The organism is Streptomyces sp. NPDC048442, from assembly GCF_040651475.1.
Classification (GTDB): domain Bacteria; phylum Actinomycetota; class Actinomycetes; order Streptomycetales; family Streptomycetaceae; genus Streptomyces.
Map to the genome: position 1 here is coordinate 51,496 of NZ_JBEZKB010000009.1, position 19,967 is coordinate 71,462.

Consider the following 19,967-nt stretch of genomic DNA (forward strand, 5'->3'; position numbering starts at 1 on the left):
TCCCGCCGTAGAGCTTCAGAGAGGTGCTGCCATGACCACCACAGTCCGGCTCGGGGCGGCGGTCCCGGTGGAACCCGCCACCCCGGCCGGCGCCGCCACCCGGCGGCCGATCAGCGGCTCGGCGCACTCCTGGGACCTGTCCACCGGCGTCGACGGGCCCGGCACCCGCTTCGTCACGTTCCTCTCCGGCTGCCCGCTGAGCTGCCTGTACTGCCACAACCCGGACACCTGGAAGATGCGCAACGGGAAGCGGTATGCGGCGGACGACATCGTCGCGGAGGCCGCGAAGTACACGGCGTTCATCCGGGCTTCCGGCGGCGGCGCCACCCTCAGCGGCGGCGAGCCCCTCCTCCAGCCGGTCTTCGCGGGCGAACTCTTCCACCGCTTCAAGCACGAACTGGGCCTGCACACCGCCCTGGACACCTCGGGGTACCTCGGCGCCCGTGCCACCGACGCCCTGTTGAGGGACGTCGATCTGGTCCTGCTCGACATCAAGTCCTGGGACCCGGCGACGTACGCGAAGGTCACAGGACGCGAGGTGGCCCCCACCCTGGCCTTCGCCCGCCGGCTGGCCGCCCTCGACAAGCCGGTGCACATACGTTTCGTCCTGGTGCCCGGCCTCACGGACGATCCCGCGAACATCGAGGGCGTCGCCGCCTTCGCCGCCTCCCTGGGCGTCGTCTCCCGCGTCGACGTCCTGCCCTTCCACAAGCTCGGCGAGACCAAGTGGGAAGCCCTCGGCAAGCCCTTCACCCTGCACGACACCCCGTCACCGGGCCCGGAACAGGTGACGGCAGCCCGCGAGATCTTCGAGGGACACGGCCTGTACGCCGTTTGAGTCACTTGGGAGGTGAAAATGCCCTGTTCACCCTAATTTGAGTTCGTGACTGACCCCACGAACCCCGCCTCGCCGCCAGACCCCAGCTCTGTGGGCAGCAGGGCCGCCCTGGGGGCGGAACGGGTGGGCACAGGGCGGCCCCCGGCGGACGCTGCCCCCTCGCTCCCGCGCACCCCGGTACCGCCCGGCGAACCGGTACCGCCCGGCGAACCGGTACCGCCGGGCACCCCCGTACCGCCCAAGGCCCCGGTACTTCCCCCCGCAAGCCCACCGCAGGTGACCCGGCGCGCCACCCTCGCCGGCACCACCGTCTCCCTCCTCCTCATCCTCGCCATCTACTTCGGCAGCCGAATGCTGCGCGACTTCGACTCCGCCCTCATCCCCTACGCGGTGGCGACGATCTTCCTCGCCTTCGGCATCGCCTACCGCTACACCGTCTGGGTCTCCGCCCCCGGCGCCCGCCGCCTCTTCAAGAGGGGCTGGGGCAGCCTCTTCTCGGCGGAGAACTTCCGCAAGGCCCCCACCGCCCTGCCGAAGATGATCGCCACCTACCTCGGCTTCCAGAAGTTCCTCGGCGCCCGCTCGCACGCCCGCTGGGCCGCCCACCAGCTCATCTTCTGGGGCTGCATCCTGGCCGCCGCGATCACCTTCCCGCTCACCTGGGGCTGGTTCACCTTCACGTCGGGCAGTGGTGCGGGCCCCGGCTACGAGATGCGCGTCTGGGGCATCAAGGTCCTCGGCTACGACTCCTCCAGCATCATCGGCTGGCTGATGTTCCACGGCCTCGACGTCGCCGCGGTACTGGTCATCCCCGGCGCCTCGTACTTCCTGTGGCGCCGCATGAAGGACCGCGGCGCGATGACAGGACAGCGCTTCGCCTACGACCTCGTACCGCTCATCGCGCTGATCGTGATCTCGGTGACCGGTCTGCTCCTCACCTTCTCGTCGATCTTCCTGCACGGCGGCGGCTACGAGTTCCTGGCGATCCTGCACATGGTCTCGGTGGTCTTCACCCTGATCTACATCCCGTTCGGGAAGTTCTTCCACATCGTGCAGCGGCCCGCGGCCGTCGGCATGCAGCTGTTCAAGTACACCGCCCGGCAGAAGGACGAGGTCTTCCACTGCCGCCGCTGCGACACGCCGATCGACACCGCTCCGTACGTCGAGAACCTCGAAGCGACCATGCGGGACCTGAAGCTCGACTTCGCGCAGTGGGCCGAGTACTGCCCGCGCTGCAAGCGCGAACTGCGCGGCAACGCCTACCTCGCGAACGTCAAGAAGGGGTTCAAGTGACCGCGCAGGACGTCCCGTTGGGGCCCACCGTACGGGGCGGGAGGCCCGCGCCCTCGGGCGCTCGCATCCCGCTGGACCCGTCCATCGCCCCGCCCGGCACCCGCGGCTTCCGCGACGCGGGCGGCATCCCCGCCGACCAGTGGCACGCGGACCAGAACGGCGAGACCCTCGTCCCCACCCACTGCTGCTTCTGTGGCGTGCAGTGCGGCATGTACCTGCGTGTCGACAAGGGAGGCAAGGTCTTCGGCGTCGAGCCCCGCAACCACGACATCAACCGGATGCGGCTGTGCCCCAAGGGCATCAACGCCTACCAGCAGGTCAACCACCCGGACCGGCTGACCGCCCCGCTCATGCGGCGCTCCCGCGACGAGGCGTTCCGGGAGGTCTCCTGGGAGGAGGCCCTCGACTTCACCGTCTCCGAGGTCCGCCGCATCCAGCAGACGTACGGGAACGACGCGTTCGGCATGCTCGGCGGCGCGAGCCTCTTCTCGGAGAAGACGTACCTGGTCGGCAAGTTCGCCAGGGTCGCCCTGAAGACGCGGCACGTCGACTACAACGGGCGGCTGTGCATGGTCGCCGCCGCCGGGGCCAACAAGCTGGCCTTCGGCATCGACCGCGCGGGCAACCCGTTCTCCGACATCCTCCTCACCGACTGCCTGCTCATCGCGGGCTCCAACGTCGGTGAGTGCTTCCCGGTGATGACCCAGTACCTGTGGGGTGCCCGGGACAGGGGGGCCACGCTGATCGTGGTCGATCCGCGCGAGACGGCGGTCGCCCGCACCGCCGACATCCACGTCGCCCTCAGACCGGGCACGGACGCCGCGTTCTTCAACGCCGTGCTGAACGTCGTCGTACGGGAGAACCTCGTCGACGAGGCGTACCTGGCCGCGCACGCCACCGGCTGGGACGAGGTCAGGGCCAAGGTTGCCGAGTACCCGCCGGAGCGCGCCGCGGAGATCTGCGGGATCCCCGCCTCCCAGGTCGTGCAGGTCGCACGGGTCTTCGCGGGCGCGGGCAAGGCGATGGCCTGGCACGCGCGCGGCATCGAGCACCACTCGCAGGGCGTCGAGAACTGCCTGACCGTCATCAATCTGTGCGCCGCCACCGGCAACATCGGCAAGCCGGGCGCGGGCTACGGCACCATCACCGGCCAGGGCAACGGGCAGGGCGGCCGCGAGCACGGCCAGAAGTCGGACCTGCTGCCCGGCGGGCGCTCGATCATGAACCCGGAGCACCGCCGCCAGATCTGCGAGATCTGGGGCATCGAGGAGTCCGAACTCCCCGCCGCCGGAACTTCGATGATGGAAATGGTCTGGCAGATGCAGCGCGGTGAGATCCGCGGCCTGATCGGCGTCTGCAACAACCCCTTCGTCTCGCTCCCCAACCACCGGGTGGTGAAGGAGGGGTACGACGCGACCGAGTTCCACGCCCAGTTCGACTTCTTCCTCTCCGAGACGGCCGCCAACGCGCACGTCGTCTTCCCCGTCACCACCTGGGCCGAGGACGAGGGGGTGATGGCCAACGCCGAGGCCCGCGTCGTCAAGCACAACAAGGCGCAGGAGCCCCCGGCCGGTGTACGCACCGACACCTGGGTGATGTGTCAGCTCGCCCAACGCCTGGGACAGGGCGACAAGTTCGCCTTCGCCGGGTCCCGCGAGGTCTTCGACGAGCTGCGCACCGCCTCCGCCGGCACCGTCAACGACTACTACGGCATCACCTACGAACGCCTGGAGGAGACCGGCGGCATCGCCTGGCCCTGCCCGGACACCGCCCACCCCGGCACCCCCCGCCTCTTCGAGGACGGCCGGACCTACCACCCGGACGGCAAGATCCACCTCCAGGTCGTCGAGTGGCACCTGCCGATGGACCCGTACGACGACGACTTCCCGATGTCGCTCACCACGGGCCGCACCGTCGCGCACTTCCTCTCCGGCAACCAGACCCGCCGGCTCGGCGCCCTGGTCGAGCAGACCCCGCGGCCGTGGGTGGAGGTGCACCCCTCGCACGGCTTCAAGAACGGCGACCCGGTACGTGTCGTCACCCGGCGCGGCAGCTCCGTCTACCCGGCACTCGTCACGGAGGCGATCCGCCCGGACACCTTCTTCATCCCGTACCACTGGCCCGCGCCGACGGCCGCGAACGTCCTGACCATCGACGCACTGGACCCCCGCGCCAAGATCCCCGAGTACAAGGTCTGCGCCTGCCGGATCGAACGCGCGGACCACATCGACGAGGTCCCGGCGCCGCCGGTCGCCCCTGGCCACGAGGCGTACCCCGAGACCCAGGTCTCCCGCACCGACCCCCTGCCGCCCACCGCCCCGCAGGGCAGGGCAACCGCAGAAGAGAGGCGCTGACCAGCCATGATGGGTAAAACGATCTTCATCGACCCGGGGCGCTGCATCGGCTGCCAGGCCTGTGTCTCGGCCTGCCGCGAATGCGACTCGCACCGCGGCAAGTCGATGATCCACCTCGACTACACCGAGCCCGGTCAATCCGTCGCCTCCCTTCCCACGGTCTGCATGCACTGCGAGGACCCGGTCGCACCCTGCGCCGAGGTCTGTCCCGCCGACGCGATCCTGGTGACCGCCGACGGGGTGGTCCAGCAGGCCGACACCACCCGCTGCATCGGCTGCGCCAACTGCGTCAACGCCTGCCCCTTCGGAGTCCCCAAGATCGACCTCGAAGCCAAGCTGCAGATGAAGTGCAACCTCTGTTACGACCGCACTGCCTACGGGCTCGCGCCCATGTGCGCCACGGTCTGCCCGACCGGAGCGCTCTTCTACGGAACCCTCGAAGAGCTCCAGGCCGAGCGCCCCGGCGTCCAGGTCGCCGACTCCTTCGCGTTCGGCGACGTGATGGTCTCCACCGGGGTCGCGATGGTCGTCCCCGCCGACAAGGTCCAGTGGCCGGTGCCCGGCGGGCTCCCGGTCGTCGAGGTGAACGGAGTCGACGTCCGATGAGCACCGTCCAGCCGCCCCCACCGGGCACCACCGAAACCCCCTCCCGCACCGACGACGCCCAGGCCGGCGACTCCCGGGCCGGCAACTCCCCTTCCGCCGACTCCCGTACCGACGACGCCCAGGCCGCCCTGCACGACCGGATCAGTGCCGACTCCCTCACCACCCGCCGCGACTACCTCCGCATCGTCGCCACCGTCTCCGGCGGCCTCGCCGTCGGCGGCCTGGCGGTCGCCGGGGGAGTGCTGCACCGGCACGGCGAACCCGAGGGCGACGGCGCACCCAGGGCGAAGAAGATCGCCGACCGTCTGCCGCGCGGCGAGTCGCTCTCCTTCCGCTACCCGGGCGACGAGGACCGCGCCGTCGCCGTACGCCTGGAGGACGGCTCCCTCGTCGGCTACTCCGCGGTCTGCACCCACCTCGCCTGCGCCGTCCTGTGGCGCAAGGAGCGCGGCACCGAGGGCGAGCTCTACTGCCCCTGCCACGAGGGCATCTTCGACGCCCGCACCGGCGAGGTCACCGCGGGCCCGCCGCCCCGGGGACTTCCCAAGGTGGTCGTCGTCGAAGAGATGGACGGCAGCATCTGGGCGATCGGCACCACCCGCTCCGGCGAGAGCGTCGAGGCCGGCCTGTGCCGCCAGATCATCGACGAACGCCCGGAGTTCGCCGCCCGCATCGGCTGTCCGGGAGCCGCCTCCCGGCTCAAGCCCGGCACCGACCCCCGGCAGCAGAGCAGGCAGACATGACCGAACAGCACCCGCCCCCCAGCACCTCCTCCGGCCCCGGCGTCCCGTCCCGCCCCGACTACCGCCCCGGCAGCGCCGACCCGCGCCTCAACCGCCCGGTCCGCGAGCGCTACCCGCAGATCCGCCCCACCAGCGGCTACGGCGACCCCCGGATCCGCAACACGGGACCCGGCCCCGGCGCGGGCACCGAGCACGAGCCGGAACGCTCCGCCAAGCTCACCGCCCGCCTGGTCCTCGCCCTGTCCGTGGTCATCGGCCAGCTCTGGGCCCTGACCATCACCGTCAACGAGTGGATGAAGGGCGACACCGGCACCGCCTGGTGGGGCGCCGGCTTCCTCTGCCTCTCCTTCCTGGTGGTCCTCCTCCTCTGGCTCCTCGACCCCAAGGACCGGTGACCCCCGTGGCCACGGCAACCCCCACCGGCTCCCCGGCACAGGGGAGCGACACGTACAGACCCGGCACGACGATCACCGACTGGCACCCCGAGGACGAGTCCTTCTGGCAGTCCACGGGACGCAAGGTCGCGAGCCGCAACCTGTGGATCTCGGTCCCCGCCCTGATGCTGGGCTTCGTCGTCTGGCAGGTCTGGTCGGTGACGGTCGTCAAGCTCGGCGACGTCGGCTTCGACTACTCCAAGTCGCAGCTGTTCTGGCTGACCGCCATCCCCGGCATCACCGGCGGCACCTTCCGGATCCTGTACACCTTCATCGGGCCGATCTTCGGTGAGCGGAAGTTCACCGCGTTCTCCACGATCATCCTGATCGCCCCGATGCTGTGGCTCGGCTTCGCGCTCCAGGACACCTCCACCCCGTACTGGGAAATGGCGCTGATCGCCGCGGTCTGCGGCCTCGGCGGTGCGAACTTCGCGTCCTCCATGGCCAACATCGGCTTCTTCTTCCCCAAGCGGGAGAAGGGCAACGCCAACGGCATGAACGGTGGCCTCGGCAACCTGGGCGTCTCCGTCGTCCAGCTGGTGGCCCCGCTGGTCATCACCGCCGCCGTGCTCTTCGCCCCGGCGGGTGGGCCGCTGAAGAGCAAGAAGACCGGCGAGGACGTCTGGCTCCAGAACGGCGCGTTCCTCTGGGTGCCGCTGCTGGTGATCATGACGCTGCTGGCCTGGTTCCTGATGAACGACCTGAAGGTCGCCGCCGCCCCGTTCAGCCAGCAGAAGATCATCTTCAAACGCAAGCACAACTGGCTGATGACCTGGCTGTACGTCGGGACCTTCGGCTCCTTCATCGGCTTCGCCGCAGCCCTGCCGAACCTGATCAACACCACGTTCACGCCGATCGACCCGGCCTACTCGGCGACGACGTACGCCTGGATCGGCCCGTTCATCGGTGCCCTCGCCCGCTGGGGCGGCGGCTGGCTCTCCGACAAGATGGGCGGCGCCCGCGTCACCATGCTGTCCTTCGTCGGCATGGGAGCCGCCCTGGTCGTCGTCATCACCGCACTTCCGCACAACGGCGACACCGGCAACTTCTGGATCTTCTACGCGGGCTTCCTTGTCGCCTTCCTCTTCTGCGGCCTGGGCAACGGCTCGACCTTCCGGCAGATCCCGGTGATCTTCCGCAACCAGCACCTGAAGGAGGCGGAGGGCAAGGGCGCGGACACGAAGGCCGCCGCGCTCAAGCAGTCCGAGATGGAAGCGGGCGCGGTCACCGGCTTCAGCTCCGGCATCGCCGCCTACGGCTTCTTCTTCATCCCCGCGATGTTCGCGAACTTCCCCGTGGTCAGTTCGCTGTGGGTGTTCATCGGGTTCTACGTGACGTGTCTGGCGGTGTGCTGGTGGTTCTACGCCCGCAAGGGCGCCGAGGCCCCCAGCTGACCGGCGCCCCCACGCCGTCCGGCCGCCGTACCCTGGAGGAATGAGCACTCCCGGCACCCCCGGCCCCGGCCCCGGTACTTCCGACGCCGACCCCGCCCCCGAGCCGGCCAAGCGCCCCAGGCCCAAGCTGGTCTTCGACGACCCGCTGGACCAGCAGTCCTCGGACGACACCGACCGGGGCTGGGGCGAGCGGCCCGCCGGGGGCGGCGGCGCGGCGGACCTCGCCCGCTTCCTCGACGAGAAGCCGCCCCACCACGTCTGAACGGACCGCAGGCCGCCCCACCACGTCTGAACGGACCGCAGTACGTGCGCGGCGCTGGCTACGGGTTGCCGTGCCCCGACCCGCGCTGAGCGATCAGCGCGTCCCTGATCTCCTTCAGCACCTCGATCTCGGTGGCCTCCATGACCTCGTCGGTCGCCTCCTTCAGCTTCAGCTTGGCCGCACGCCTGGCGAGGTACTTCGCCATCGGCAGCACCATCAGGAAGTAGACGACGGCGGCGGTGATCAGGAAGCTCAGTACCGCGCTGAGTACCGATCCCCACATGATCGGGATGCCCTGCATGGTGCCGTCGACGACCTTGCAAGGGTCCTTCAGGCAGGAGCTGTAGTGCTCCAGGTCCTTCGTTCCGAAGGCACCGACAAGGGGGTTGATCACGCCCTTGACGATCGAGTTCACGATGTTGGTGAACGCGGCACCGATGACGACGGCGACCGCGAGATCGATCACGTTGCCGCGCATCAGGAAGGCTTTGAAGCCTTCCAGCAGGCTGGTCTTCTCCTCGCTCACGAGTGAGCCTCTTTTCGCATGTGCAGGGGGGTGTGCAAATATCTCCGCAACTTACGACAGCACCGGCCGCCGCTGTCCAATCCGGCAACTCGTACCGGTGACCCCACTGTTCGTCAGCGCGATTAGGCGCTCCGGTATTCACCACAGCGTCACCGCCAGCCGCGAAGTCGCTCCCGCGCCCGCCAACTGGGCGGCGGCGGACCGGGGAACGGACAGCACCACCAGTGCCCCGTCTTGCGAGGAACCCTCCCCGGGCCTCGGCACATCGACCACTCGCACACCGGCCGCCACCACCTTCGCCGGTGAACTCCCGCCATGGTGAGGGGAGTTTGCGGAGGCGATCACATCCACCCGGTCCCCGCGCCGCAGCAGCCGGACCGTCGCCGCGTCCGCGATCCGCACCGGCGCGGACACCAACTCGGCGTGTGGGACTGTTCGTTGACGCACCTGCCCGGGTGCGCCGGCCGCCTCCGCAGGTGCTTCGGTGCGTTCTGTGGCGCGTGGTGCCGAGGCCACCAGTGCGGTGGCGGTCACCGCGAGCCCGACCGCCACCGCCCGCCGCCTGCGCCGCACGGCCCGCCGCAACCGATGTCCGACCCCGCCGCCTCGCAGCCGCAACGGCGCGAATTCCGGCACTCCGCACGGCTCCGGTGCGGACGGTGGAGGAAGGGGCAGGGGAAGTGAAGCAGTAATCGACGACACGGAAATCACCACCAGGTCACGAAGGGCGTTCGCTCTGAACACCCCTCACGATCCCCGTTCCGCGCAGATCCCGCCGAGGCCTGTGGACGGCCCCCGACCTGTGCACAACTCACTCACCCCTGAGGGTTGTCAGGGCAGCATGATCCCGGTCGCCACCCCGTCCAGCGCATGCGCGCACAAGCAGTCCCGCGAAGCGTTCGAGGGCAGCCCCGCCACCGCGTCGAACAGCACCCCGCGCAGCCGGTCCACGTTCGCGCCGAACACCTTCAGCACCTCCTCGTGACTGACGCCCTCACCCGTCTCCGCACCCGCGTCCAGGTCCGTGACCAGCGTCATCGACGTGTAGCAGAGCCCCAGCTCACGTGCGAGCACCGCCTCCGGGTGCCCCGTCATGCCGACCACCGACCAGCCCATCGCCGCATGCCACAGCGACTCGGCCCGGGTCGAGAACCGCGGCCCCTCGACGACCACCAGCGTCCCGCCGTCCACCGGCTCCCACTCCCGCCCGCGTGCCGCGGCCAGCGCCGCCCTGCGGCCCTGCGGGCAGTACGGATCGGCGAAGGACATGTGCACGACCTCCGGCAGCCTCCCGTCGACCGCCGTCTCGCCGTCGTAGTACGTCTGCGTCCTGGCCTTCGTACGGTCGACGAGCTGGTCGGGCACCAGCAGCGTGCCGGGCCCGTACTCGGCCCGCAGCCCGCCCACCGCGCACGGTCCGAGCACCTGGCGGGCGCCCACCGAGCGCAGCGCCCACAGGTTGGCGCGGTAGTTGATGCGGTGCGGCGGCAGGTGGTGGCCGCGCCCGTGCCGGGGGAGGAACGCCACCCTCCGCCCGGCGATCTCGCCCAGGAACAGAGAGTCGCTGGGACTGCCGTAAGGCGTGTCCACCCGTACCTCGGTCACGTCCTCCAGGAAGGAGTAGAAGCCCGAGCCGCCGATGACACCGATCTCTGCCTGTATCTCTGCCTGCGCTGAGTTCGCCATGGCGGCCACCCTAGCCCCGGGCCGGATCGCGCCGGCCCGGGGCGGGCGGCCCCGGCCCCGGGCCGCAAACGCCGAAGTCCCCGCTGTCGTCGACGGCGGGGACTTCGGAAGGAAACGGTTCTCAGGCGGCCGAGGACGACCCCGAGGAGGAGCTCGACGAGCTCGAAGAAGACTTCGACGACGAGGCCGAAGAAGACGCGGACGACGATGAAGGCGACGCCGACGACGAAGCCGCGGGCTTCGAGTCCGAGCCGCCGCTCGACGCGGACGAAGCGGCCTTCGAGGCCGAGGACGAAGACGGCGTGCTGCTCGACGAGGAGCCGCGGCTGTCGTTCCGGTAGAAACCGGAGCCCTTGAAGACAATGCCGACCGCAGAGAAGACCTTCTTCAGGCGTCCCTGGCAGCTCGGGCAATCGGTCAGTGCGTCGTCGGTGAACTTCTGCACGGCCTCAAGGCCTTCGTTACACGCGGTGCACTGGTACTGGTAGGTCGGCACTTGCTCCTCCTGGCACTCTCACTCGATGAGTGCTAACGACGGTCCATAGTGACGTATTCCGCTGGATCAGTCCACCGTGACCGGCACGCGGTGACCCACACCACGTGCCGCGACCCGTCCCGACGACTGCGGTACGAGGCGCGAGCGCAGCACAACCAGCACGGTCAGCGCCAGCGCGGTACCGCCCAGCGGCACCAGGAATCCGGCGCTGGAGCCGTGTGCGTCCGTCAGCCTTCCGGCCACTGTCACGGCCATGGCCTGGCCGAACGCGACGGCGCCGGTCAGCCACGTGAAGGCTTCGGTGCGGGCGGTGGCCGGGACGAGCGTCTCGACCATCGTGTAGCCGGTGATCAGTGCGGGCGCGATGCACAGCCCCACCAGCAGCCCCAGGCCCGCGAGCAGCGGCACCGAGTGCACGGCCCACAGGCCCGACGCGAAGAGCGTCAGACCGATGTAGCCGGTCATCAGGCGGCGGCGCGGCCCGACCTTCCAGGCGATGGTGCCGCAGGCGATGCCCGCCAGCATGTTGCCGCCCGCGAAGATTCCGTACAGCAGCCCGTTCATGCCCGGGTTGCCGGCCTCGGAGGCGAACGCGGTCAGCGAGACCTGCATCCCGCCGAAGACGGCGCCGATGCCCAGGAACGCCACCGCGAGCACCCGTACGCCCGGAATGGACAGCGCGGAGGCGTGCTTGACGTGCTCGGCGCCCGCCGTGCGGCTCGGGGCCGGCTGGGTGCGCTTCTGCGCGGCGAAGAACAGGCCGCCCGCCAGCGTCAGCGTCGCCTCGGCGATCAGGCCCGCAGCCGGGTGCACGCCCGTGCACAGTGCGGTTGCCAGCACCGGGCCCACCACGAAGGTGAACTCGTCCGTCACGGACTCGAAGGCCGCGGCCGTCGACATCAGCGGCGAGCCGTCCAGCTTGGCCGCCCAGCGCGCCCGGACCATCGGCCCGATCTGCGGCACCGAAGCACCCGCGGGAACGGCCGCCACGAACAGTGCCCACATCGGCGCCTCAGAGAGGGCGAGGGCGGTCAGGGCGGCGACGGACGCCGTGTGCACCAGTACGCCGGGCAGCAGTACCGCGCGCTGTCCGAAGCGGTCCGCGAGCTTGCCGCTCTGCGGCGCGAACAGCGCCATCGAGACACCGGTGACGGCGGCGACGATGCCCGCGCTGCCGTACGACCCGGTGGTGTGCTGCACGAGCAGCACGATGCCGATGGTCAGCATCGCGAAGGGCTGCCGGGCCAGGAAGCCGGGGATCAGGTAGGACCAGACCCCGGGGGTACGCAGCAGCTGCCCGTAGCCGGGACGCTTGGATCCGCCGGTCGGGGACGTGTCTGTGGTGGCGTCGGTCGTGACCGTGTTCGTCACGGCCCTTGCCTTTCTGCCGCCTGGTAGCGCATCCCTTTGCACGTACGTCGTACGTGGGCACGCAGTGCGTGCGGAAACCGCCGAGAGCTGTCCTCTTGCGCAGGACCGGCGGTAGATACCAGGGCCCGGTCGATACCGGGGCAGGCCGCCGTGCGGTCGCGCCAGCTCTGCATCAGGCAGAGTTGGTCGATCAATTCACCTTCATGCTACAGGGGCTTTGTGGTTGTTGTCCTTGCTTTCGTTGGAACCGATCGCGCTTTGGTGGGAATCGGCCGTGGCGCCGGCTCCCCGCCCGTGCCCAGCCAGTCCGCCAGCTTGCCGCCCTGGCCGACCGCCCGCAGCCGCCGCTCGGCCGCGTCCCGTACCGGATCGGTCGCCACCACGAGCAGCTCGTCCCCGCGCTGCAGCACGGTCATCGGCTGCGGCACGAAGCTGGTCCCGTCCCGTACGACCAGGGTGACGGCGGCACCGGGCGGCATCCGCAGCTCGCCCACCTCGACCCCGTGCATCAGGGACTTCTCCGGGATCGCCACCGACAGCAGGTGTCCGCGCAGCCGCTCCAGCGGCGCCGACTCGATGCCCAGGTCGGCGGTCTCGCCGCTGTCGCCCAGCTTCAGCCGCCGCGCCACCCAGGGCAGCGTCGGCCCCTGGACCAGCGTGTAGAGCACGACCAGCACGAAGACGATGTTGAAGATCTGGTCGCTGCCGTCGACGCCGCCCACCATCGGAATGGTGGCCAGCACGATGGGCACCGCCCCGCGCAGTCCCGCCCACGACAGAAGTACCTGTTCGCGCATCGACGTACGGAAGGGCAGCAGGCTCAGCAGTACGGACGCGGGGCGCGCCACCATCGTCAGGACGAGGCCGACGACGATCGCGGGCCAGATGTCGTCGAGCAGCTCGTGCGGGGTGACCAGCAGGCCGAGCAGGACGAACATGCCGATCTGGGCGATCCAGCCGAGCCCGTCGGCGAAGCCGCGGGTGGCGGGCCAGTGCGGCAGCTTGGAATTGCCCATGATCATCGCGGCCAGGTAGACCGCGAGGAAGCCACTGCCGTGCGCCATGGCACCCGCCGCGTACGCCGTCACCGCGATGGCCATCACGGCGATCGGGTAGAGGCCGGAGGCGGGCAGGGCGACGCTGCGCAGGCCGAGCGAGCCGATCCAGCCCACCGCGAGGCCTATCGCCGCGCCGATCGCGAGTTCGAGGGCGATCTCGCCCACCAGGACGTACCAGGAGTCCACCGGGCCCGCCGTGGAGAACGCGACGACCAGGATGACCACCGGGGCGTCGTTGAACCCCGACTCGGCCTCCAGGATGCCCGTCAGGCGCGAGGGAAGCGGCACCCTGCGCAGTACGGAGAAGACGGCCGCGGCGTCCGTCGAGGACACCACCGCACCGATGATCAGCGCCTGCCGCCAGTCGAGGCCCACCAGGTAGTGCGCACCCGCGGCAGTGATGCCCACGCTCACCGCGACGCCGAAGGTCGACATGACGACCGCCGAGGGCAACGCGGGTTTGACCTCCTTCCACTTCGTCCCCAGGCCGCCTTCGGCCAGGATCACGACAAGTGCGGCATAGCCGATCACCTGGGTCAGCGCGACGTCGTCGAATGCGACGTTGCCGATGCCGTCCTGGCCCAGTGCGATGCCGATCCCGAGGTAGATCAGCAGGCTGGGGAGCCCGCTGCGCGACGAGATGCGCACCGCAGCGACCGCGACGAGGAGCACGACCGCGCAGATGAGCAGGAGTTCATTGAGCTGGTGGACAGTCAGGGGCCGGTTCCTTCCGTGTGGCCTGCCGGATCGTTCCTCCAGCGGCGTGCCCGTGGGCGAGGTAGTTTCATTACCTTACCTAATCTTTGACGCTTCCTTAACGCCTTTCCCCAACTGCCTCATAGAGGGCATCCGGAGACCGAGTCAGGAGCGGTACGGGGCTGCGCCTATGGTTGCTCCAGCACTCCAGGACCACCCTGCCCCTCGAAGGACAGCGATGCCCGCCACCACACCCGCCCCTTCCGCTGCCCCGCAAGGGAAGAAAAAGAAGGGGCGCCGCGCCCGCCTGCTCGTCATCGTGCTGGTGCTGGGACTCGTCGCGGGGGTCGGTTACGGCACGTACTGGAGCGTCAGTACCGTGCGAGCCTCGTTCCCGCAGACCAGCGGCGAGCTCACGCTCGACGGTCTGGCGGGACCGGTCGACGTCAAGCGCGACGCCAACGGAATCCCGCAGATCTACGCCTCCTCGGACACCGACCTCTTCCGCGCCCAGGGCTTCGTCCAGGCGCAGGACCGCTTCTGGGAGATGGACGTCCGCCGTCACATGACGTCGGGCCGTCTCTCCGAGATGTTCGGCTCGGGACAGGTCGAGACCGACGCCTTCCTCCGTACGCTCGGCTGGCGCCAGGTCGCGCAGGAGGAGTACGACAAGAAGCTGTCGCCGGAGACGAAGAGGTACCTCCAGGCGTACGCGGCGGGCGTCAACCAGTACCTCAAGGGGCGGCCCAACAAGGACATCTCCGTCGAGTACGCGGCCCTCGGCTTCACCAACGACTACACGCCCGAGGAGTGGACCCCGGTCGACTCGGTGGCGTGGCTCAAGGCGATGGCCTGGGACCTGCGCGGCAACATGCAGGACGAGATCGACCGCTCGCTGATGACGAGCCGCCTCGACCAGAAGCAGATCGCCGACCTGTACCCGCAGTACCCCTTCGACCGGCACAAGCCGATCGTCGAGGAGAACCTGGCCAGGACGAGCGGCGGCAGCAGCGGCAACGGTACGAGCAACGGCACCGGCGGCACACGTACCAACAGCGGCGGCGCCAACAGCGTCGGCGCTGGTGGCAACAGTGTCGGGTCCGGTGGCAACAGCGTCGGTGCGGGTGCTCACAAGAGTAGTGTCGGAACCAGCAATTCCGCCGGTAGCGCCACTCAGGGCCTCCAGTCCCAGCTCTCCCGCGTCTCCAACGCCCTCGACAAGGTCCCCGCCCTGCTCGGCCCCAGCGGCAACGGCATCGGCTCCAACTCCTGGGTCGTCTCCGGATCGAAGACCACCACCGGAAAGCCGCTCCTCGCCAACGACCCGCATCTCGCCCCGCAGATGCCGTCCCTCTGGTACCAGATGGGCCTGCACTGCCGCGAGGTCTCCGCGCAGTGCCAGTACGACGCCGCGGGCTACACCTTCTCGGGCATGCCCGGCGTGGTCATCGGCCACAACCAGGACATCGCCTGGGGCATGACCAACCTCGGCGCCGACGTCACCGACCTCTATCTGGAGAAGGTCGGCGCCAACAACACGTACCTGTACGACGGCCGGGAGAAGCCCTTCAGGACCCGCGAGGAGACCATCAAGGTCGCCGGTGGCGAGCCCAAGAAGATCACCGTCCGCTCCACCGAGAACGGCCCACTGGTCTCCGACCGCAACAGCGAATTGGAGTCGGTCGGCCAGAAGGCGCCCGTCACCAATGCCGCCCCCGACCGCGGCAACGGCTACGCGGTCTCCCTGAAGTGGACCGCCCTGCTGCCGGGCAAGTCCATGGACGCCGTCTTCGAGCTCAACCGCGCCAAGAACTTCACCCAGTTCCGGGCCGCCGCCGCCCACTTCGAGGTGCCGTCGCAGAACCTGATCTACGCCGACACCGCGGGCAACATCGGCTACCAGGCGCCGGGCACCATCCCGATCCGCAAGGGCGGCCGCGACGGCCGCCTGCCCGCCGCGGGCTGGGAGTCCAAGAACGGCTGGCAGGGCTTCATCCGGCAGTCCGAGATGCCCTACGAGTACAACCCCGGGCGCGGCTACATCGTCACCGCCAACCAGGCCGTGATCGACACCAAGAAGTACCCGTACCTGCTCACCGAGGACTGGGGCTACGGCGCCCGCAGCCAGCGCATCAACGACCTGATCGAGTCCAAGACCAAGGACGGCGGCAAGATCAGCTCGGACGACATGCGGACCATGCAGATGGACAACAGCAGCGAGATCGCCAAGCTGCTGACGCCCTACCTGCTGAAGATCGACGTCTCCGACCCGTACATCCGTGAGGCGCAGAAGCTGCTGGAGGGCTGGGACTACACCCAGGAGTCCGACTCGGCCGCCGCCGCCTACTTCAACGGCGTGTGGCGCAACATCCTGAAGCTGGCGTTCGGCAACAAGATGCCGAAGGAACTCCGGGTCAAGGGCCAGTGCCTGTACGTCCGCGGAGCCGATGGTTCCGGCCCGGTCGACGACCTCGCCAAGCCCACCCGCGAGTGCGGCGAGCGCGACGGCGACTCGGCGCAGCCCGACGGCGGCGACCGCTGGTTCGAGGTCGTGCGCAAGCTGGTCAAGGACGAGAAGAACGACTGGTGGTCCTCGCCCGCCTCCCGTACGGACAAGGCCACCACGACCCGCGACGAGCTGTTCGCACGGGCCATGGAGGACGCCCGCTGGGAGCTCACCGCCAAGCTCGGCAAGAACATCAAGACGTGGAACTGGGGCCGACTGCACCAGCTCACGCTGAAGAACCAGACCCTCGGCACCGAGGGCCCCGGCTTCATCCAGTACCTGCTCAACCGCGGCCCGTGGAACCTGGGCGGCGGCGAGGCCGCCGTCAACGCCACCGGCTGGAACGCGGCGGGCGGCTACGAGGTCGTCTGGGTCCCGTCGATGCGCATGGTGGTCAATCTGGGCGCCCTCGACAAGTCCCGCTGGATCAACCTGACGGGAGCCTCGGGCCACGCGTACAGCCCGAACTACACCGATCAGACGGACAAGTGGGCCAAGGGCGAGCTGCTCGACTGGTCCTTCAGCAAGGCGGCCGTCGACAAGAGCACCGTCGACACCCTGGTCCTCAAGCCGGGCCAGGAGGTCACACCGGGCGAGCAGTAGGCCCAGTAGTCCGCAGGGCGCGCTTCAGCCGAAGCGCCGGACGCCGCCGGGCGTCACCACCGCGTGCACGGGGTGGTCGTGGGGTTCCGCCGGAACCTCCGCGACCACCTCGTTCTCGTACAGCAGCACCACGAGCCGCGCGGCCGTCGCCACGCGCGCGCGTGGCGACGGCGAAGGGCCCGCGCTCTCCAGCCTGGCCAGCACCCTGTCGTACGACCCGCCGCCGCGCCCCAGCCGCATCCCGTGCCCGTCCACCGCGAGTCCCGGCAGCAGCACCGCTCCGGCCTCGCGTACGGCGTCCACGCCCAGCCGGGGCCCTGCCGGCTCAAGCAGCCCCCGCCCGGCCCTCACAAGCCCCTTCTCGCCCTCGTACGCCGCCCAGTCCAGGTCGTTGTCGGGCAGCAGTACCGGCAGCAGCACCCGCACCCCGCGCGCGTGCAGTGCGTCGAGCAGTACGCGCGTGCCGGGCTCGCGGCCGATCGAGACGTACGCGGCGACGGTGCCGGCCCCGGTCAGTTCGGGCAGTTCCAGTGCGTGTCCGGCGAGAACCGCAGCGGCCTCCCGTGCGTCCCTCTCGGACAACAGGCGCCGCCGGTCCAGGAGTTCGCGCCGCAGTGCGGTCTTCGCCGCCGCCCGGTCCGTCATCTCGGCATCGCTCACGGTCACTTGCCCTTCACAATTCGCTCGTACATCAACAAAAAGGCTGGAAGCCGACCTTCCGTCAGTGGCCAGCCGATATCGTTCCGGCATGACTCAGGTTCACCCCAGGATCAGTAAGGCTGTCATCCCGGCCGCCGGGCTCGGCACGCGCTTCCTGCCCGCCACCAAGGCGACGCCCAAGGAAATGCTGCCGGTCGTCGACAAGCCCGCCATCCAGTACGTGGTCGAGGAGGCCGCCGCGGCCGGCCTGTCCGACGTGCTGATGGTCACCGGCCGCAACAAGCGTCCTCTTGAGGACCACTTCGACCGCAACTACGAGCTGGAGTCCGCCCTCACCAAGAAGGGCGACGCGGGCCGCCTGGCGAAGGTCCAGGAGTCCAGCGACCTGGCGACCATGCACTACGTCCGCCAGGGCGACCCCAGGGGCCTCGGGCACGCGGTCCTGTGCGCCGCCCCGCACGTCGGCGAGGAGCCCTTCGCCGTCCTCCTCGGCGACGACCTGATCGACCCGCGCGACCCGCTGCTGTCCCGCATGGTGGAGATCCAGGAGCAGTTCGGCGGCAGCGTCGTCGCCCTCATGGAGGTCGACCCGGAGCAGATCCACCTCTACGGCTGCGCGGCCGTGGAGGCCACCTCCGAGAGCGACGTCGTACGGGTCACAGGACTCGTCGAGAAGCCGGAGCCCGCCGAGGCGCCCAGTAACCTGGCGATCATCGGCCGGTACGTCCTGGACCCGGCCGTCTTCGGGATACTGCGGGAGACCGAGCCGGGCCGCGGCGGCGAGATCCAGCTCACCGACGCCCTCCAGAAGCTCGCCGTCGACGAGAAGGTCGGCGGCCCCGTCCACGGCGTGGTCTTCAAGGGCCGGCGCTATGACACCGGGGACCGCGGGGACTATCTTCGGGCGATTGTCAGACTCGCATGCGAACGTGAAGACCTGGGCCCGGACTTCCAGACCTGGCTTCGCAGTTACGTCACCGAGGAGATGTAGCAAGTGAGCACCACCGAAGCACAGCCCGCCACCACCGACGGCGGCCACGGCCCCGACCACGTCTGGTCGGTGGACGAGCACCTCGACGACATCCTCGGCGCGGTCCGCCCCTTGGAGCCCATCGAGCTCCAACTCCCGGACGCCCAGGGCTGTGTACTCGTCGAGGACGTCACCGTCCCCGTGGCCCTCCCACCCTTCGACAACAGCTCGATGGACGGGTACGCGGTCCGGGTGGCCGACGTCGCCGGCGCGAGTACGGAGTTCCCCGCCGTGCTCACCGTCATCGGCGACGTGGCGGCGGGCTCCGGCGGTGCCGACGTGCTCACGGTCGGTCCGGGGGAGGCCGCCCGCATCATGACCGGAGCCCCGCTGCCCCCCGGGGCACAGGCTGTGGTTCCGGTCGAGTGGACCGACGGCGGCAGCGGCGGCGGCCCCGCCACCACCATGCGCGCGGCCGGTGCCAATCCGGAGGACTCCACCGGTGAGGTCCGGGTGCACCGCCCCGCGAAGGACCGCGCGCACGTCCGCGCGGTGGGCAGCGACGTCAAGGCCGGTGACACCGCCCTCGAAGCCGGTACGGTGCTCGGCCCGCCCCAGATCGGCCTGCTGGCCGCGATCGGCCGGGCCACGGTCCTGGTCCACCCGCGCCCGCGGGTGGTCGTCATGTCGACCGGCTCCGAACTGGTCCAGCCCGGCGAGAAGTTGGCCGCGGGCCAGATCTACGACTCCAACAGCTTCGCCCTGACCGCCGCGGCCCGCGCCGCCGGCGCCATCGCCTACCGCGTGGGCGCCGTCACCGACGACGCCGACGAACTGCGCGCCACCATCGAGGACCAGCTCGTCCGCGCCGACCTCCTGGTCACCACCGGCGGCGTCAGCGTCGGCGCGTACGACGTCGTCAAGGAGGCCCTCTCCTCGGCCGCCGACGAGGACGAGCCGGGCAGCGGTGTCGACTTCCGCAAGCTGGCCATGCAGCCGGGCAAGCCGCAGGGCTTCGGCTCCATCGGCCCCGACCACACCCCGCTGCTCGCCCTCCCGGGCAACCCGGTCTCCAGCTACGTCTCCTTCGAGCTGTTCGTCCGTCCGGTGATCCGGGCCCTGATGGGTCTGAAGGACGTCCACCGCACGACCGTCCGCGCCACCCTCACCGCGGACGAACCGCTCGGCTCACCCGCTGGCAAGCGCCAGTTCCTGCGCGCGGTGTACGACGCCGAGGCAGGCACGGTCACGCCTGTGGGCGGCTCCGGCTCCCACCTGATCGCGGCCCTCGCGCACGCCGATTCGCTGCTGATCGTTCCCGAGGACACCATTGAGGTGGCACCGGGCACGGAAGTCGAGGTGGTCCTGCTCACCCAGTAATGGGCCGGTGGCGGTACGGTGTCTGCCGCTGCGCCGTGGCAACGACTGCCGAGGCAACGACCGGCGCCGGAACGCGAGGCGGAGTTAATGA

At 69.8% G+C, this 19,967-nt stretch carries 18 protein-coding genes; 11 read left to right on the forward strand and 7 right to left on the reverse strand.

Annotated features, from left to right (window positions below):
• Window positions 1-31: 31 nt before the first annotated feature.
• The 8 genes from pflA to AB0D18_RS16100 all read left to right on the forward strand — a co-directional run bounded on the left by pflA (window position 32) and on the right by AB0D18_RS16100 (window position 7,924).
• Window positions 32-838 carry a pyruvate formate-lyase-activating protein gene (pflA, locus tag AB0D18_RS16065; RefSeq protein ID WP_362417718.1) on the forward strand — a complete coding sequence of 269 codons (807 nt, stop codon included), beginning with the start codon at window positions 32-34 and terminating at the stop codon, window positions 836-838.
• Window positions 839-1,114: 276 nt separating this feature from the next.
• Window positions 1,115-2,131 carry an MFS transporter gene (locus AB0D18_RS16070; RefSeq protein ID WP_362418205.1) on the forward strand — a complete coding sequence of 339 codons (1,017 nt, stop codon included), beginning with the start codon at window positions 1,115-1,117 and terminating at the stop codon, window positions 2,129-2,131.
• A gap of 65 nt (window positions 2,132-2,196) precedes the next feature.
• Window positions 2,197-4,485, forward strand: a complete 2,289-nt coding sequence (locus tag AB0D18_RS16075; protein ID WP_362418208.1) for a molybdopterin oxidoreductase family protein — start codon at window positions 2,197-2,199, stop codon at window positions 4,483-4,485.
• Between the two features lie 6 nt (window positions 4,486-4,491).
• Window positions 4,492-5,091, forward strand: a complete 600-nt coding sequence (locus AB0D18_RS16080; protein WP_362417721.1) for a 4Fe-4S dicluster domain-containing protein — start codon at window positions 4,492-4,494, stop codon at window positions 5,089-5,091.
• Window positions 5,088-5,834: a Rieske (2Fe-2S) protein gene (locus AB0D18_RS16085; RefSeq protein WP_362417724.1), complete on the forward strand. Its 747-nt coding sequence runs from the start codon at window positions 5,088-5,090 to the stop codon at window positions 5,832-5,834. Before AB0D18_RS16080 ends, AB0D18_RS16085 begins: the two co-directional genes overlap by 4 nt.
• Window positions 5,831-6,229 (forward strand): hypothetical protein, encoded by a 399-nt coding sequence (locus AB0D18_RS16090; RefSeq protein ID WP_362417727.1) that lies wholly within the window; start codon window positions 5,831-5,833, stop codon window positions 6,227-6,229. Before AB0D18_RS16085 ends, AB0D18_RS16090 begins: the two co-directional genes overlap by 4 nt.
• 5 nt (window positions 6,230-6,234) lie before the next feature.
• Window positions 6,235-7,662, forward strand: coding sequence for an MFS transporter (locus tag AB0D18_RS16095; protein WP_362417730.1), 1,428 nt, complete (start codon window positions 6,235-6,237; stop codon window positions 7,660-7,662).
• Window positions 7,663-7,702: 40 nt separating this feature from the next.
• Window positions 7,703-7,924, forward strand: a complete 222-nt coding sequence (locus AB0D18_RS16100) for a hypothetical protein (RefSeq protein WP_362417732.1) — start codon at window positions 7,703-7,705, stop codon at window positions 7,922-7,924.
• A 58-nt stretch (window positions 7,925-7,982) separates the two neighbouring features.
• On the opposite strand, the gene mscL is transcribed toward AB0D18_RS16100, so the two are convergent.
• The 6 genes from mscL to AB0D18_RS16130 form a co-directional block, all read right to left on the reverse strand.
• Window positions 7,983-8,450, reverse strand: a complete 468-nt coding sequence (gene mscL / locus AB0D18_RS16105; RefSeq protein WP_362417735.1) for a large conductance mechanosensitive channel protein MscL — start codon at window positions 8,448-8,450, stop codon at window positions 7,983-7,985.
• A 138-nt stretch (window positions 8,451-8,588) separates the two neighbouring features.
• Entirely contained in the window at window positions 8,589-9,086 is a 498-nt protein-coding gene (locus AB0D18_RS16110; RefSeq protein ID WP_362417738.1) for an RcpC/CpaB family pilus assembly protein, read from the reverse strand.
• Window positions 9,087-9,281: 195 nt separating this feature from the next.
• Entirely contained in the window at window positions 9,282-10,136 is an 855-nt protein-coding gene (locus tag AB0D18_RS16115) for an S-methyl-5'-thioadenosine phosphorylase (RefSeq protein ID WP_362417741.1), read from the reverse strand.
• Window positions 10,137-10,257: 121 nt separating this feature from the next.
• A complete protein-coding gene (locus AB0D18_RS16120; RefSeq protein ID WP_362417743.1) occupies window positions 10,258-10,632 on the reverse strand; it encodes an FmdB family zinc ribbon protein in 375 nt (124 codons plus the stop codon).
• A gap of 66 nt (window positions 10,633-10,698) precedes the next feature.
• Entirely contained in the window at window positions 10,699-12,003 is a 1,305-nt protein-coding gene (locus AB0D18_RS16125) for an MFS transporter (RefSeq protein ID WP_362417746.1), read from the reverse strand.
• 206 nt (window positions 12,004-12,209) lie between these two features.
• Window positions 12,210-13,820 (reverse strand): potassium/proton antiporter, encoded by a 1,611-nt coding sequence (locus AB0D18_RS16130; protein ID WP_362418211.1) that lies wholly within the window; start codon window positions 13,818-13,820, stop codon window positions 12,210-12,212.
• 175 nt (window positions 13,821-13,995) lie between these two features.
• Between AB0D18_RS16130 and AB0D18_RS16135 the strand changes: the two genes are divergently transcribed.
• Window positions 13,996-16,866, forward strand: coding sequence for a penicillin acylase family protein (locus tag AB0D18_RS16135; protein ID WP_362417748.1), 2,871 nt, complete (start codon window positions 13,996-13,998; stop codon window positions 16,864-16,866).
• Between the two features lie 24 nt (window positions 16,867-16,890).
• Here AB0D18_RS16135 and AB0D18_RS16140 read toward each other — a convergent pair whose 3' ends face one another.
• Complete coding sequence (locus tag AB0D18_RS16140) at window positions 16,891-17,511, reverse strand: 5-formyltetrahydrofolate cyclo-ligase (RefSeq protein WP_362418214.1); 621 nt, start codon at window positions 17,509-17,511, stop codon at window positions 16,891-16,893.
• Between the two features lie 103 nt (window positions 17,512-17,614).
• On the opposite strand from AB0D18_RS16140, the gene galU reads away from it, so the two are divergent.
• Complete coding sequence (galU, locus tag AB0D18_RS16145; RefSeq protein WP_362417751.1) at window positions 17,615-18,517, forward strand: UTP--glucose-1-phosphate uridylyltransferase GalU; 903 nt, start codon at window positions 17,615-17,617, stop codon at window positions 18,515-18,517.
• Window positions 18,518-18,520: 3 nt separating this feature from the next.
• Window positions 18,521-19,876 (forward strand): gephyrin-like molybdotransferase Glp, encoded by a 1,356-nt coding sequence (gene glp, locus AB0D18_RS16150; RefSeq protein WP_362417754.1) that lies wholly within the window; start codon window positions 18,521-18,523, stop codon window positions 19,874-19,876.
• Window positions 19,877-19,967 lie beyond the last annotated feature (91 nt).

What these genes read in the sequence shown, in the direction of transcription:
- pflA (WP_362417718.1), top strand. Translation starts at nt 32, where the DNA reads ATGACCACCACAGTCCGGCTCGGGGCGGCGGTCCCGGTGGAACCCGCC.
- AB0D18_RS16080 (WP_362417721.1), top strand. Translation starts at nt 4,492, where the DNA reads ATGATGGGTAAAACGATCTTCATCGACCCGGGGCGCTGCATCGGCTGC.
- AB0D18_RS16085 (WP_362417724.1), top strand. Translation starts at nt 5,088, where the DNA reads ATGAGCACCGTCCAGCCGCCCCCACCGGGCACCACCGAAACCCCCTCC.
- AB0D18_RS16090 (WP_362417727.1), top strand. Translation starts at nt 5,831, where the DNA reads ATGACCGAACAGCACCCGCCCCCCAGCACCTCCTCCGGCCCCGGCGTC.
- AB0D18_RS16100 (WP_362417732.1), top strand. Translation starts at nt 7,703, where the DNA reads ATGAGCACTCCCGGCACCCCCGGCCCCGGCCCCGGTACTTCCGACGCC.
- AB0D18_RS16115 (WP_362417741.1), bottom strand. Translation starts at nt 10,136, where the DNA reads ATGGCGAACTCAGCGCAGGCAGAGATACAGGCAGAGATCGGTGTCATC.
- AB0D18_RS16135 (WP_362417748.1), top strand. Translation starts at nt 13,996, where the DNA reads ATGCCCGCCACCACACCCGCCCCTTCCGCTGCCCCGCAAGGGAAGAAA.
- AB0D18_RS16140 (WP_362418214.1), bottom strand. Translation starts at nt 17,511, where the DNA reads ATGACGGACCGGGCGGCGGCGAAGACCGCACTGCGGCGCGAACTCCTG.
- galU (WP_362417751.1), top strand. Translation starts at nt 17,615, where the DNA reads ATGACTCAGGTTCACCCCAGGATCAGTAAGGCTGTCATCCCGGCCGCC.